Genomic DNA, 14,651 nt, shown 5'->3' with positions numbered 1-14,651 from the left:
CGCCAGCGCCGCCCGTGCCACCGCCAGCGCCGCCGTCGCCAGCGCCGCCCGTGCCGCCAGCACCGCCTTCGCCGCCGCCAGCACCGCCGACGCCGCCACCGGCACCACCAGCACCGCCGACACCGCCGCCGGCACCACCGGCACCGCCGACACCGCCGCCGGAGCCGCCGACGCCGCCACCGGAGCCACCGACGCCGCCCCCAGCGCCACCTTCACCACCGCCGCTGCCACCCGCCCCCTCGTCGATGAGCGAGCGATCCGCAGTCACGATGAGCTCGCAGCCCGAGCCGAGGAATACGAGCGAGGCCGTGCCCGCGGCCAGGCCAGCGATGAGCCAGGGGCTTCTCAGGTTCATGTGCAAGCGTCTCCCGAAGTCTAGTCGTCAGGGTGGTGAGTCGAGTCGCTCAGGGCGATTCGGGTGCCAGAACGTCAGAGTGCCGCCCTCATGTCAAGCCTCGGACGGTCCGGCGGGTCCGGCGCGGGGGGGAGCCGGCCCGAACCTGTGACCGGGTCACATTCGCTCAGGTGCCTCGATCCCCAATACGGAGAGCCCCCGCGCCAGCACCCTGGCAGTGAGATTGCACAATGCCAGGCGCGAGCCACGGGTGGCGGCTTCGGGGGCCTTGAGCACGGGACACTGCTCATAGAACGAGGTGAAGGCGCCGGCCAGGTCGAAGAGGTAGCCGCACAGCCGGTGCGGCTCCAGCGTGTCCCCCACCTCGCTCACCACCGTGCCGAAGCGGAGCAGCTCCAGCGCCAGCGCGCGTTCGGGGCGCTCTTTCACCACGATCGCGCCGACTGACTCGCCCTCGCCCTCCGCCTTGCGGAAGATGGAGCGGATGCGCGCGTGCGCGTACATCAGGTAGGGCGCGGTGTTGCCCTCGAAGGCCAGCATCCGGCCCCAGTCGAAGATGTAGTCCTTGATCCGGTCGCTGGAGAGGTCAGCGTACTTCACGGCGCCGATCCCGATCGCGCGCCCGACGGCCGCGGTGGTCTCCGGGTCGAGGTCCGGGTTCTTCTCGGTCACCACCTTGGTGGCGCGCTCTGCGGCCTCGTCGATGAGCGCGGCGAGCTTCACCGTCTCGCCGCTCCGGGTCTTGAACATCTTCTTGTCCGGTCCGAGCACCGAGCCGAACGCCACGTGCTCGGCCCGCGCCGGCGGGGCGAGCCAGCCAGCCTGGCGCGCTGCCTCGAACACCATCGCGAAGTGCTGGCTCTGCGGCGCGCCCACCACGTAGAGCAACCGCGTCGCCCCGAGGTCGCGCAGGCGGTAGCGCACGGCGGCCAGATCGGTGGTGGCGTAGCCGTAGCCGCCGTCCTGCTTGCGCACGATGAGCGGCAGCGGCTGGCCTTCCTTGCCGGTGAAGCCCGGGGGGAACACGCAGAGCGCCCCCTCGCTCTCGGTGACGAGGCCCTTGCCGGACAGCTCCTCGATCACCCCGCGCAGCTCCGGGTTGTAGCGGCTCTCCCCGGCGTGATCCTGCTCGGTCAGGGTGATGCCGAGCGACCGGTAGATCACGCTGAAGTAGCGCGTCGACGTCGCCACCAGGCGCCGCCACAGGCCGAGCGTCGCCTCGTCGCCGCCCTGGAGGAGCACCACCCGGCGCCGGGAGCGCTCGGCGAAGGCGGGGTCCGCGTCGAACTTGGCGCGCGCCTCCCGGTAGAACCCGTCGAGATCGGCGATCGCGGCGGCCGCGTCCGAGCCCGCCTCTCCAGCGCCGGACTCCGCGCTGCGGTCGAGCAGGTGCTCGATGAGCATCCCGAACGGCGTGCCCCAGTCTCCCAGGTGGTTCTGGCGGATCAGCCGGTGCCCGAGCGCCTCCAGGGTGCGCGCCAGCGCGTCGCCGATCACCGTGCTGCGCAGGTGACCCACGTGCATCTCCTTGGCCACGTTCGGCGAGGAGTAGTCGATGACCACCGTCTCCGGCGTCGGCGAGGGCACCCCCAGTCGCGCGTCCTGCGCGAGATCGGTGAGCTCCCGCGCCAGGGTCTCGTCACGCAGGTGCAGGTTGATGAAGCCGGGCCCGGCGAGCTCGACGCGCGTGCACAGATCGGCGACGTCCAGGCGATCCACGATGGCCTGGGCCACCTCGCGGGGCGGGCGGCCGAGGCGCTTGCCGAGCGCCATGGCGACGTTCGCCTGGTAGTCGGCGTGCACCGAGCGGCGGAGGGCGGGGTCGGTCTTGGCGTGCTCGGCGCCGAGCGCCGCGGCGAGGGCGGCCTCGAAGCGCTGCCCGAGAGCGAAGATAGGATCGGCCATGCCGCTCTTCTCTCGGCGGCGGCCGCGGGCGTCAACGAAGGAAACGGAGATCGGCCCCGGGCGGCCGGCTCCCCTTTGCGAGGAGCCAGGCGCGGAGAGGGGCGGAGGCGGGTGGGGCCAGGCTCACTGCGGCGGCGTGATCTCGACCTTCTTCGGCGGGATCAGGAAGTACACGTCGCGGTCATCGAGCGGCGAGCCGTCGCCGCGGACCGAGAGCGACGCCTTGAAGAGCTGCGGCTCCGTGGTGGGCTCCACCGTGGTGTTCGTCAGCACCGGGTGCAGGTCCCAGCAGACCGGGGTCCCGGGCAGGAGGTCCGGGAAGGCGTCGTTGAAGGAGTCCCCGTTCGTGTCGGAGGTCATGGTCACGTCCGTGCAGCTTCCGGTGCCCGACACGTTCACCTCCAGGTGATCGATGAACTGGAGCGCATCGACCGCGTCGCTGTCGTCGTCCACCGCGTCGATGGTCACGTCGAGCGGCGTCCCGCGCGCCAGCCGGCGGAGGGCGGTGACCGCGTTCGCGACGACCGCGGCGTCGATGGCCTCGTACACGAAGGGATCGCCGTTCTGGTCCACGCTGTTCGAGGCGAGCGCGATGTCCCGCGCCACGGTGAACGGCGTCCCGAAGTTGCCGTTGTCGTCGCCGGTCCCCCAGAGCCCCACGAACTTGATGTCCGCGGTCTGGAGCGCCTGTCCCGCGCTGTTCGCCGTGTAGCTCGCGCAGGTGGCCCCGGTGCACTGATCATCGGCGTCGGTGATCTGCACGTAGATCCGCACCGCGTCCTGCCGGAACCCGGGGCACCCCACGCCCTGGCCGGCCGGCGCGCACTGCATGTTGGTCGCGTTCGGGCAGAGGCTCGGGTTCGCGATGCAGTGCGAGGGCTGGTAGGGAGCCTCGTCCGCCCCGATGCCGATGTTGCCGGGGATGGCGTTCGCCGTCGTCACCGGGTTCGCCTGGAGCGAGAGCAGGTTGCGGTAGGTGTTCAGATCGCTGAAGCGTCCCACGCCGGTCCACAGGTCGGGGACGCACCCGTCACCGAGCCCCGGGTCGGTGATGCAGGCGTTGTTGAAGCACACCTCGTTGGTCCCGCACTCGCTGTCGTTCGCGCACGACACCCCGCTCGGCGCGCAGCGGAGCTGGCTCACGATCGCCGGGATGCCCGTCGTCGCGTTGCGCATCGCCAGCAGCTCGGCCTCCATGGAGTTGGTGATGTCGAACGCGAAGTAGACGTCCGCGTACTGGATGTTGGTGCGGAACTCCAGGGTGTCCTCGGCGGGCGCCGTGTCCCCCTGGTAGGGCAGGATGAACACGAAGTCGCCGCGGGCCTGCGGGTTGTCGGCGGCGTCGAGCGGGTTGGTCTCTGCCGCGACCTCCACGAGATCGCTCACCCCGTCGCCGTCGCTGTCGGCGTTCAGCGGATCGGTGCCCACCTCGGCCTCGATCTGATCGGAGAGCCCGTCGTCGTCGGAGTCGGGGTCCCGGAAGTTCGGGATGCCGTCGCCGTCGGCGTCCTCATCTCCCTCCACCGCGTCGGTGAGCGTGTCGTTGTCGCTGTCGAGATCGTAGCGGTCGAGGAAGCCGTCGAAGTCGGTGTCGGCGCTCCCCTCCACCAGGTCGCTGATCCCGTCACCGTCGGTGTCGGACGACATGAAGTCCTCGACGCCATCGGTGTCGCAGTCCTTCGGTGCCTCCACCGTGGAGAGCGGGTCCGGCTCCCCGTCACCGTCGCAGTCGGCGTCCTCGCCGACGATCTCCACACCGTCGGGGATGCCATCGCCGTCGTTGTCGAAGTCCGCGTAGTCGAACGTGCCGTCACCGTTCGTGTCGACGGGCGCCGCCGGGTTCGCCCCGGCCTCGACCGTGTCGCTGATGCCGTTGTTGTCCGAGTCCAGGTCGCGGAAGTCCGCCGTGCCGTCGGTGTCCGAGTCCACGGGGTTCTGCGGGGTCAGCCCGGCCTCGATCTCATCCGGGATGCCGTCGTTGTCCGAGTCCAGATCGAGGTGGTCGGGGGTGCCGTCGCCGTCGGTGTCGCCCTCGCCTTCGACGGTATCGGGGATGCCGTCGCCGTCGCTGTCCACGCCGGGGATGGGACCGCCGCCGCTTCCTCCGTCACCGGAGGAAGAGGAATCACCGTCGTCGCCGCCGCAAGCAGCGACCAGCATGAGAGCCGACAGAGGGAGAAAGAGACCGAGCCACGGTCGTCGCAGTCGCATGGGGTGACCTCCAGAGCGCGCCTAGGATCCCGGGAAGAACAGGGATCGTGTTGACCCGCGAGTATAGGGCACGCCTCTGCCTGCGTGCGCGTCTTCCGCGGGCGCGGCGGTGCTTCTTTCAGGAGGCATCGCCCGCATTTGCGGGTGCCGAGAAAGTGCGGTGGTCCATACGCACCTCGCACGCACCTCGCGCCGCCCCCTCACGCACCGCCGCGCGGCGAGGCCTCCACAGCCTCACGGATCTGCCGTGGCGCATCGGTGATCAGCCCGTCCACCCCCAGCGCTGCGAGCGAGCACGCCTCGGCCATGTCGTTCACCGTCCAGACGTTCACCATCACCCCGCGCCTCTGGAGAACCGAGACCCGCGCCGATGTGGTCAGGGTGCGGTCGAGGTGCACCGCCAGGACCCCGAGCGCCCCCGCGAGGCGCAGCACCCCTTCGTGGTGGTGCCCCCGCGCCACGAGGAGCGCGCGCGGCGTCGCCGGCAAGAGCGCACCCAGGGCCGCCAGCATCGCCGGATCGAACGACGAGATCAGCAGGGCATGCCGCGGATCCCAGGTGCGGAGCAGCCGCGCCATTGCCCGCACCAGCGCCAGCCGGTCCGGCACGTCGCGCTTCACCTCCACGTTCACCGCGAGCCCCCGCCCCCGCGCGAACGCCAGCACCTCCGAGAGGAGCGGCGCCCGTGCCCCTCCCCCGAGATCCACCCGGCAGAGCTCCCGGTACGACAGCGCCGCCGCCGCCCGCCGATCCCCCCCGTGCGTCACCCGGCTCAGATCCGGATCGTGCAGCACCACGACCTCCCCGGAGCCGCAGAGGCGCACGTCGAGCTCGATCCCATCCGCACCCTGGCGCGCCGCCTCCTCGAACGCCGGCAGCGTGTTCTCCGGCTCCAGCGCCCGCACCCCCCGGTGCCCGAGGATGCGCGGTGGTGCGCCCGCCTTCCGCCGGAAGTGCTCCTCCGCCGCGCTCTGGCCTACCGCGCTCTGGCCTACTGCGCGCCCGCCCCGCGCGCTCCCGCCCCGCGCGCTCACGCCCCGCGCCCGCTCAGCTCCTCGACCACCTCGGCCGCGGCCTTCCGCGCTTGCTCCAGGGCCGTGAGCGGGAACGACGCCGCGCCCACCACCGGGTGCCCACCACCGCCGTAGCGCTTGCAGATCGCGGCGATGTCGCGATCCCGCGGCTGCCCGCACCAGGGGTTGTAGCCCACGCTCAGCTTGTAGTGCTGCTTCTGGCGGGACAGCGTCACCGAGTACACGCACTCCTTGAACATCGCGTACGTCACGAACTTGCCCACGGCCTGGAGGGGCGCGTCGCTGAGGTCGACCATCACCACCCGCCCGACCACCTTCGCCCCCCGCCCGATGCGCTCGACGTACGTCTGCTGCGTGCGCGCCAGCGGCCGCCACCGCTCCTGCACGTCCTCGTCGCGGGCCACCTCGCCGACGGGCCGCTCGATGAGCCGCGGCACGATCGACGCGAGGAACGGCGCGTCGCCGTGCTGCTCCACCACCGAGGCGAGCTGCATCACCGGGTCCTCACGGCTCACCGCGGCCTCCGCGGTCGGGAAGCCCGCGGTGTCGATGATCTCGGCCCACCGCACCAGCTCGCCGACCGGAGCAGGATCCAGGCCGTACCGGTCCCGGGACACGTCCGCGATGAGCCGCGTGCACGACCCGTACGTCGCGTCGAAGAACACCCGTGGCCCTGCCCCGAGATCCGCGCGCGCTGGACGTACTGGCGTGCCCAGCGCCTCGGCCGCGCCGCTGATCGCCGTGTCACGCTCCTCCGCCGAGCCGAAGCCGGTGACGTGGTGGTCGAAGTACCAGGTGAGCTTCTCCGTGGGCGTGTAGCGGAAGTCGAGGATGGCGTTCTCGTCGCCATCGAGCCACGCCGGGGGGATCATGCTCATCCCCGGCCCGTAGCCGCACGACCGGTACCGGAAGGCCAGGGGCTCTCCCGACCGCAGCTCCCGGAGCAGGCGCGTGAAGAGCGCCGCGCTCGCCATCCCGTCGAAACAGTGGCCGTGGGTCGCGACGACGATGTCCCTGGACTTCATGGGGATCGCTGGTAGCACGAGGGCGGACCTGGGTACCATGCCGCCGACGCCGCGCCTGACCTCACCCCGCCCCTCGCCGCACCTGCAGAGCATGCCCCTCCGGGTCCTCGCCCCCCTCGTGCTCGCCGCGCTCCTCCCCGCGTGCAGCGGCGAATCCTTCTCCAGCGCGCCCCTGCGCCTCCCTGCCGCCGCGCTGGAGCCGACGGGTCGCCCCCCTGGCGCCGACAACTCCCGGGACCGGAAGCCGCCTTGGGCAGACGACATGCCCAGGCCCGATCCCGAGGCCCGCACCCTGTTCCTGAGCCACGCCGCGAGCCCCGACGCCACCCTCGCGCCCGCGTCGAGCCCGCCCCGCGTCACCGAGCTCGCGCTCACCAACACCGCCCGCGGCGAAGCCAGGGCCATGCGCGAAGAGGGCGCGCTGCTCGGCGCGACCCTCGCCGAGGGCGGCCTCGCTGCCGTGCCCGTCACCCTCGCCGCGGGCGAGTGCGCCACCTTCGTCGCGCAGGGCGGCCTCGGCGTGGTGGAAGTCGACCTGTTCCTTACCCGCGCAGACCGCACGGACCAGGTGCTCGCCGAGGACCCCTACACGGGCCCCGTCGCCGTCATCGGCGGGCGTGACGCCTGCTTCACCCTGCCGAACCGCGCCGCCCTCTCGGCCACCCTCCACGCGCAGCTCCGCCGTGGCGCCGGCGTGATCCTGGTGAGGGGCTACCGCCGCGCCCTCCAGACCGACGCTCCCGCCTCCTCGAAGCCCGCCCCTCTCGCCACGCCTCCTTCCTCCTCGGCTCCTGCCGCGCCCGCGTCTCCCGCTCCCTCCACAACGCCCTCCTCTGCGCCTGCCGCCTCTGCGCCTGCCGCCGCGGGCGCTCCGCGCAAGTAAGCGCGAAAAAACAACACCGCGCGCGCAACTGGACCCTCGGCCGTGCCGATGGACCAGGAGCATGACCTCGATCCGTCTCTGTCCGGACGACCCGGCATACCCCGCTGCCCTTCGCGAGCTCGCCACCGCCCGCACCCCCGAGCCACCCACCCTCTTTCTGCGCGGCGACCTACCCACGCGGCTCGGCGTCGCCATCGTCGGCACCCGGGTCGCGAGCACCGGCGCCCTCGCCTTCACCCGCGCTCTCGCTGCCGATCTCGGCAAGGCGGGCCTCGCCATCTGGTCGGGCGGCGCGCGCGGCATCGACGCCGCCGCGCACGAGGGCGCCCTCGACGCTGGAGCCCCCACCGTGCTCGTCGCTGGCGGAGGCCTCGCGCACCCGTACCCGCCCGAGCACGCCCCGCTCTTCCACCGCGTGCTCGCCCGAGGCGGCGCCCTCCTCGCGCGCGTGCCCGACGACGCGAGGCCGATGCCCCACCACTTCCTTCAGCGCAACGCCCTGCTCGCCGCGCTCACTGCCGCCACCATCGTGGTCGAGGCGGGCATCGAGAGCGGCGCGCGCTCGACGTCGGCCATCGCCCGGAAGCTCGGCCGCGCCGTGCTCGTCGTCCCGAGCGCCCCCTGGGAGCCGCGCGGCGCCGGCTGCCTCGCAGAGCTCGACCTCGGCGCCCAGCCCATCACCGACGCCTCCCACGTGCTCGCGGCGCTCGGTCGCGCCCACCCCGACCCGAGCGCGTCACGCGCGTCTTCTCCACGCACTTCGTCTTCACGCGCGCACCCACCCGCGCGAGCACCCGCGCGAGCACCCGCACCCATGACCCCGGCGCTCCCCGGTCTGGAGGGGCTCCGAGGCAGCCTCCGCGCCGGCCCATCCCTGGTGGATCCGGCGCGCTTCACCGCGGACGAGCAGGCGATCCTGGACGCGCTGGACGCCGGAGCGACCCACGTCGACGAGGTGTGCGACCGGACGGGCCTTGGGTTTTCGAGGGTGGCCGCCGCGCTCTTGACGTTGACTCTCCACGCCGTAGTAGTAGAGGGGCCGGCCGGGTCATTCTGGCGTACTCCCCACTGACGAGCCCCCGAGAGAGTTGCTTTCCCTCGGGTCTCCTCACCCGGTAGTACGCATCAGGTGCCGCACGGTGTCCCTCGCTTGCTTGTCGAGAAGCGTCTCCGAGAGGAGCGCCTCAATGATGCCGCGTCCCGTTGATGTTCAGTAGGTGGTGATGACCAAGACGCTCGTGATCGTGGAATCGCCCGCCAAGGCGAAGACCATCAAGAAGTACCTGGGTAACGGGTACGAGGTGTACGCGTCGAAGGGCCACGTGAAGGACCTGCCGAAGAAGCAGGACGCCGTTGACGTCTCCAACGACTTCACCGAGCGCTACGAGGTCATCGAGGGCAAGGAGAAGGTCCTCGACGAACTGAAGACCGCGGCGAAGAAGGCCGACGAAGTGCTGCTCGCGACCGACCCCGATCGCGAGGGTGAGGCCATCGCCTTCCACATCCAGGAAGAGATCAAGAGCCCGCGCCTCAAGGTGCAGCGCGTCGAGTTCCACGAGATCACCAAGAAGGGCATCGAGCAGGGCGTGCAGCACCCCCGCGCCCTCGACGTGAACCTCTACGACGCCCAGCGCGCCCGCCGCGTCCTCGACCGCATCGTCGGCTACGACGTCTCCGCCCTGGTGTGGTCGAAGCTCGCCTTCGGCCTCTCCGCGGGCCGGGTGCAGTCCGTGGCCCTGCGGCTCATCGTCGACCGCGAGCGGGAGATCGGGCGCTTCGTCCCCGAGGAGTACTGGAACATCGGCGTCGGCCTCGCGCCGAGCCGGTCCACTGGCGAGAAGGGAGAGCGCCTCACCGCGAAGGTGGTCGCCGCCGACGGCCGCAAGCTCGAGGTCACCAACGGCGACCTGGCAGCGCGGGTGCGCAGCGACCTGGAGAAGGCGAGCTACAAGGTCGCCCGCATCACCCGCCGGGAGCAGCGGCGCAACCCGCCTGCCCCGTACACCACCTCCAAGCTCCAGCAGGACGCGACGAGCTACCTGCACTTCGGCACCAAGCGCACGATGCAGATCGCTCAGGCGCTCTACGAGGGCATCGACCTCAAGCGCGACGGCGGCCCGGTCGGCCTCATCACCTACATGCGTACCGACTCCACGCGCGTCAGCGACGACGCCATCGCCGAGGTGCGCCAGTTCGTCGGGACCCAGTACGGGGCGACCTTCATCCCCCCGACCCCGAACGTCTACAAGTCCAAGAAGAACGCGCAAGACGCGCACGAGGCCATCCGCCCGACCAGCGTCGAGCTGCACCCCGAGGCGATCCGCAAGCACCTCAAGGACGAGCAGTACAAGCTCTACAAGCTGATCTGGAACCGCTTCGTCGCCTCCCAGATGATGCCCGCCGTCTACGACCGCACCACGGCCGAGATCGAGGTCACCCCCGCCGGCACCCCCGCAGCGCACGCCACGTACATGGCCCGCGCGACCGGCCGGATCCTCAAGTTCCCCGGCTGGCTCCAGGTCACCGAGGGCCAGCAGGAGTTCGCCGGCGAGGACGAGTCGAACGCCGGCGCCGCCGCTGCTGGAGACGGCGCCGCCGCGACCGCTGCACCGGCAGCTCCCGCCGAGGAGAAGGCAGGCGCCGAGGGGAGCGCCGCCGCCGAGGAAGAGGCCGACGCGCTCCTGCCCGACATGAACGAGGGCGAGGTGCTCCGCATCCTCACCCCGCCCGGCGTCATCACCGAGCAGAAGTTCACCCAGCCCCCGCCCCGCTACAACGAAGGCTCGCTCGTGCGCGAGCTGGAGAAGCGCGGCATCGGCCGCCCCTCCACCTACGCCGAGATCATCAGCAAGGTGCAGCAGCGCGCCTACGTCGAGAAGCTCACCGGCGGCGCCTTCCAGCCCACCGAGCTGGGACGCTTCGTGGTCGACGGCCTGGTGAAGTCGAACCTCGACTTCATGGACCCGAACTTCACCGCCCAGATGGAGGAGGAGCTCGACGAGGTCGGCGCCGGCAAGGTGATGCGCGTGCAGCTCCTCAAGCGCTTCTACAAGCGCTTCCGCGAGCAGCTCGACAGCTCGAAGAAGCTCGCGCCCTGGAAGCCCGAGTCCGAGCGGACGGACATCGTCTGCGAGGAGTGCGGCGCCAACATGCTCAAGAAGTGGGGCAAGAACGGCTGGTTCCTGAGCTGTGAGCGCTACCCGAAGTGCAAGTCGACGCGGAACCTCGACGACAAGGGCGCCGCCGCCGCGACGACCCGCCCGACCGACATCATCTGCGACAAGTGCAGCAAGCCCATGGTGATCAGGTCGGGCCGCTTCGGCGACTTCCTCTCCTGCACCGGCTACCCCTCCTGCAAGAACGCGCGCCCTGTCCCGCTCGGCGTCTCCTGCCCCAAGTGCGGCGGCGAGATCATCGAGATCCGGCCGCGCAAGAAGGGAGGCCGCACCTTCTACGGCTGCTCCAACTGGAACGCCGCCCAGAAGTGCGATTTCAAGCTCTGGCAGAAGCCGGTGCCCACCCCCTGCCCGGACTGCGGCGCCAAGTTCCTCACCCGCACCGTCGGCAAGACCCCGATGCTGCTCTGCGCCAACAAGGACTGCGGGTACAAGCGCGAGACCAACGAGGAGGAGCTCGAAGTCCTCACCGCCTACAAGCCCGGGATGGGCTTCGGCCACGGCCCCAAGGTGGCGCGCGGCGAGCTCGGCGAGGACCTCGACGAGGCCCTCGGCGCGCTGGCCGAGGAGGGTGAGGCCCCTGGCGACGACGACGAGAACCCCCGCCCCGCCCGCGGCCGCACTGCCGCCGCCAGCAAGGGCGACGGAGGTGCCGCAGGCAGCGCTGCAGGCGCGCGCAAGGCGGCAGCCCCGACCAAGGCGACGAAGGCCACCAAGGCGACCAAGGCCACCAAGGCCACCAAGGCGACGAAGGCCACCAAGGCCGCCGCCAAGGCCCCAGGCGCCCCGCGCGCCGGACGCTCCCCCGCGAGCTGACGCGAGCCCCCCATGAAGCCTTCTTCTGAACCGGGCGAGATCCTCGTCATCGGCGGTGGCCTCGCTGGCTGCGAGGCCGCCTTCCAGCTCGCCGAGCGCGGCCTCAAGGTCCGCCTCGTGGAGATGAAACCCGGGCGCCGCACCCCGGCCCAGAACGGCGACGGCCTCGCCGAGCTGGTGTGCTCGAACTCCATGCGCGGTGCCGCGCTCGGCAACGCCGTGGGCCTGCTCAAGGAGGAGATGCGGCGCGCCGGCTCGATCATCCTCCGCTGCGCCGACCTCACCGCCGTCCCCGCGGGCGGCGCGCTCGCCGTGGACCGCGAGCGCTTCTCCGCCGAGGTGACCCGCGCCATCTCCGCGCACCCCAACATCACCGTCGACCACCGCGAGGTCACCGCCATCCCCGAGGGCCGCCCGGTCATCCTCGCGACCGGCCCGCTCACCGCCGACGCGCTCGCCTCCGACCTCGCCGCCGCCGTGGGCAGCGAGCACCTCGCGTACTACGACGCCATCGCCCCCATCATCAGCGCCGACTCCCTCGACTGGTTGAAGGTCTGGAAGCAGTCGCGCTACGACAAGGGCGGGCCACCCGCGACAGCCAAGGGCAGCGCGGGCGACGCTGGTGGCAAAGGCGACGCTGCCGGCAGAGGTGACGCTGGCAGCGCGGGCGACGCTGGCGGCAAAGTCGACACTGGCGACACGGAAAGCGCTGGCGATGCCGACGGCGTGGACGGTGCGGGCAGCGCGGGCAGCGCGGGCAGCGCGGGCAGCACTGGAGGCGACGACGCCTACGTCAACTGCCCCTTCGACGAGGCCCAGTACCGCGCCTTCGTGCGCGCGCTCGTCGAGGCCGAGAAGGTCCCCGCGCGCGACTTCGAGGAGCCCCGCTACTTCGAGGGCTGCCTGCCCTGCGAGGTCATGGCCGAGCGCGGGGAGATGACCCTCGCCTTCGGCCCGATGAAGCCCGTGGGCCTCGTCGATCCCCGCACCGGCCGCCGGCCCTACGCCGTCATCCAGCTCCGCCAGGAAGACGAGGCAGCCACCGCCTACAACCTCGTCGGCTTCCAGACCCGCATGAAGCACGGCGAGCAGCTCCGGGTGTTCCGGATGATCCCCGGCCTCGAAGAGGCCGAGTTCATGCGCCTCGGCTCCGTGCACCGCAACACGTTCATCAACGCCCCCGAGCAGCTCGGCCCCGGCATGGAGCTACGCGCGCGCCCCGGGGTGTTCCTCGCAGGCCAGATCAGCGGCGTGGAGGGCTACGTGGAGAGCGCCGCCGGGGGGATGCTCTGCGCCATCCTCCTCGCCCAGCGTCAGCGCGGTGAAGCGCTGCGCCCCCCACCCCCCACCACCGCGCTCGGCGGCATCCTCACCCACCTCGCCCGCAAGCAGCCGCGCTACCAGCCCTCGAACATCACCTGGGCACACATCCCGCCCGTCGAAGGCGACAAGCGCAAGCTGCGCAAGCGCGCCCGCTACGACGCCATGGCCGAGCGCGCACTGCGCGATCTCGACGCCTGGCTCGCCTCCTCCCCTTGAGTCTCCACGGGGGGACTCGCGTCCCCCTCGTGCCTCTGGGCAGGGCATCTCGCCCTGGGTTTCCTTGGCGTCCTTCCGCTTCACCACACGCTGCGGCACGTCGCGGCACCTCGCAGGATGTCCCCGGACAGGCTTCGAAGCGGACACAACCGACGCTCTGCCCGTCCTCGCACGCGGGCAGGGGTCCTGATCGGGGGGCCAGGAGGCTCCCGGGGCGCTACGATGCGCCCGTGGCCGTTCCTCGTCCCTCTGCCGCGCTGCTCCTCGTCGGGAGCCTGGCGCTGCCCTGCGCCGCGGGCTGCAGTGACGAGGCGCTCCCCGGTCCCTGGGAGGACTGCTACGACGTCTTCGAGTGCGCGCATCTCGAGGTGCCGCTCGACCACGAGGCGCCCAGCGGTCCGACGCTGACCGTGTCCTTGCTGCGGCGCCCCGCCGACCAGCCCCACCTCCGGCGGGGATCGCTGGTGGTGAACCCAGGCGGTCCGTGGGGCTCAGGGACGAGCTGGGTGCGGGGGCGGGCAGACGCGCTCCCTCCCACGATCCGGGCGCTCTACGACGTGGTGGGGTTCGATCCGCGCGGCTCGGGCGAGAGCGAGCCCGGCGTCGACTGCATCGACGACATCGGCGCCTACGCGGCCCTGGATCTGACACCCGACGACGCCGCAGAGCGGGAGGCGATCGTGGCGTCGACCGACGCGCTCGTCGCCGGCTGCAGCGCCCGGAGCGGCGATCTGCTGCCCTACATGGGGACCGATCAGGTGGCGCGAGACCTCGACCAGATGCGCGAGGCCCTCGGCGACGAGAAGCTGACGTTCCTCGGGTTCTCCTACGGGACGTTCCTCGGGGCGGTGTACGCAGATCTGTTCCCCGATCGGGTGCGGGCGCTGGTGCTCGACGCGGCGCTGGATCCGACCCTGAGCGGCGAGGAGTACATCAGGCAGCAAGGTCTGTCGTTCGAGGCGCAGCTCGACGACTTCCTGAGCGACTGCGCGGACGATGCCTCCTGTCCCTTCCACGCGGACGGCGACTCCGCGGGCGCCTACGATGCGATCCGGGCCTCGGTGGAGGCGGCGCCCATGCCTGCCAGCGACGGGAGCCGCATGCTCGGTCCCGGGGAGTTCGCCTACGGGGTCGCGTCCGCCCTCTACAGCCCCACGGCCTGGCGGCGGCTCGCCAGGGCTCTGGCGCTCGCTGGTGAGGGTGACGCGACGGGGCTCCTGGAGCTTTCCGACGGTTACCTGGAGCGCGAGGACTCCGGCGCTTACGGCAACGGTCTGGAGGTCTACTACGCGGTGACGTCGGTGGACGGGCCGTTCGCCACGGAGCCTTCGGTCTACGAGGATCTGGTGGCGGAGATGGCGGTGACGGCGCCGCGGCTGGGGGTCTACTTCCCCTACACGGCGTTTCCGTCGGCGCGCTGGCCGGTGTCGCCGTGGCGGTCGACAGGAGCGATCCGGGCAGAGGGGGCGCCGCCGATCCTGGTGGTGGGGACGAGCCGGGATCCGGCGACGCCGTATGCATGGTCGGTAGCGCTGGCGGAGCAGCTCGAGAGCGGGGTGCTGCTGACGCGGGAAGGGCAGGGGCACGCGGCGTTCCTGAAGGGGAATGCGTGCATCGATGGGGCCATCACGCGGTACCTGGTGGACGGGGTCGTGCCGGAGGATGGGACGGTCTGTCGGTAGCGGCGGCGGTGGGGGCGGAGGGAGG

General features: G+C 71.6%; 10 protein-coding genes. 5 read left to right on the top strand and 5 right to left on the bottom strand.

Translation table 11 applies throughout. From position 1 onward, the window contains the following. The 5 genes from CAP_RS51690 to CAP_RS42385 all read right to left on the bottom strand — a co-directional run. Nucleotides 1-231 (bottom strand): hypothetical protein (locus tag CAP_RS51690; protein WP_197041590.1); only part of this gene is annotated, 231 nt, incomplete at its 3' end. A 280-nt stretch (nt 232-511) separates the two neighbouring features. Beyond that, nucleotides 512-2,260 carry an arginine--tRNA ligase gene (gene argS, locus CAP_RS42400; protein WP_044252163.1) on the bottom strand — a complete coding sequence of 583 codons (1,749 nt, stop codon included), beginning with the start codon at nt 2,258-2,260 and terminating at the stop codon, nt 512-514. Between the two features lie 123 nt (nt 2,261-2,383). After that, nucleotides 2,384-4,471, bottom strand: coding sequence for a hypothetical protein (locus CAP_RS42395; protein ID WP_197041589.1), 2,088 nt, complete (start codon nt 4,469-4,471; stop codon nt 2,384-2,386). Nucleotides 4,472-4,671: 200 nt separating this feature from the next. Beyond that, nucleotides 4,672-5,505: a glycerophosphodiester phosphodiesterase gene (locus CAP_RS42390; RefSeq protein WP_052376905.1), complete on the bottom strand. Its 834-nt coding sequence runs from the start codon at nt 5,503-5,505 to the stop codon at nt 4,672-4,674. Next, nucleotides 5,502-6,530, bottom strand: a complete 1,029-nt coding sequence (locus CAP_RS42385; protein WP_044252158.1) for a DHH family phosphoesterase — start codon at nt 6,528-6,530, stop codon at nt 5,502-5,504. The genes CAP_RS42390 and CAP_RS42385 overlap by 4 nt, the downstream gene beginning before the upstream one ends. A 37-nt stretch (nt 6,531-6,567) precedes the next feature. Between CAP_RS42385 and CAP_RS42380 the strand changes: the two genes are divergently transcribed. The 5 genes from CAP_RS42380 to CAP_RS42360 all read left to right on the top strand — a co-directional run bounded on the left by CAP_RS42380 (nt 6,568) and on the right by CAP_RS42360 (nt 14,626). Continuing rightward, nucleotides 6,568-7,413 carry a hypothetical protein gene (locus CAP_RS42380; RefSeq protein ID WP_231512025.1) on the top strand — a complete coding sequence of 282 codons (846 nt, stop codon included), beginning with the start codon at nt 6,568-6,570 and terminating at the stop codon, nt 7,411-7,413. Nucleotides 7,414-7,474: 61 nt separating this feature from the next. Further along, on the top strand, nt 7,475-8,485 hold the full coding sequence (locus tag CAP_RS42375) for a DNA-processing protein DprA (protein WP_044252153.1): 1,011 nt from the start codon (nt 7,475-7,477) through the stop codon (nt 8,483-8,485). A gap of 151 nt (nt 8,486-8,636) precedes the next feature. Continuing rightward, nucleotides 8,637-11,405, top strand: a complete 2,769-nt coding sequence (topA, locus tag CAP_RS42370) for a type I DNA topoisomerase (protein WP_052376904.1) — start codon at nt 8,637-8,639, stop codon at nt 11,403-11,405. Nucleotides 11,406-11,417: 12 nt separating this feature from the next. After that, on the top strand, nt 11,418-12,944 hold the full coding sequence (gene trmFO, locus CAP_RS42365) for a methylenetetrahydrofolate--tRNA-(uracil(54)-C(5))-methyltransferase (FADH(2)-oxidizing) TrmFO (protein ID WP_044252150.1): 1,527 nt from the start codon (nt 11,418-11,420) through the stop codon (nt 12,942-12,944). A 230-nt stretch (nt 12,945-13,174) separates the two neighbouring features. Continuing rightward, the gene (locus tag CAP_RS42360; protein ID WP_052376903.1) at nt 13,175-14,626 is read left to right on the top strand and encodes an alpha/beta hydrolase; all 1,452 of its coding nucleotides are present in this window, start codon (nt 13,175-13,177) and stop codon (nt 14,624-14,626) included. The last annotated feature ends 25 nt before the right edge of the window (nt 14,627-14,651 follow it).

The organism is Chondromyces apiculatus DSM 436, from assembly GCF_000601485.1.
In the GTDB taxonomy this organism is placed as follows: Bacteria; Myxococcota_A; Polyangia; order Polyangiales; family Polyangiaceae; genus Chondromyces; species Chondromyces apiculatus.
Note: the sequence above shows the minus strand (reverse complement) of the source record. Positions and strands in the feature narration are given on the sequence as shown.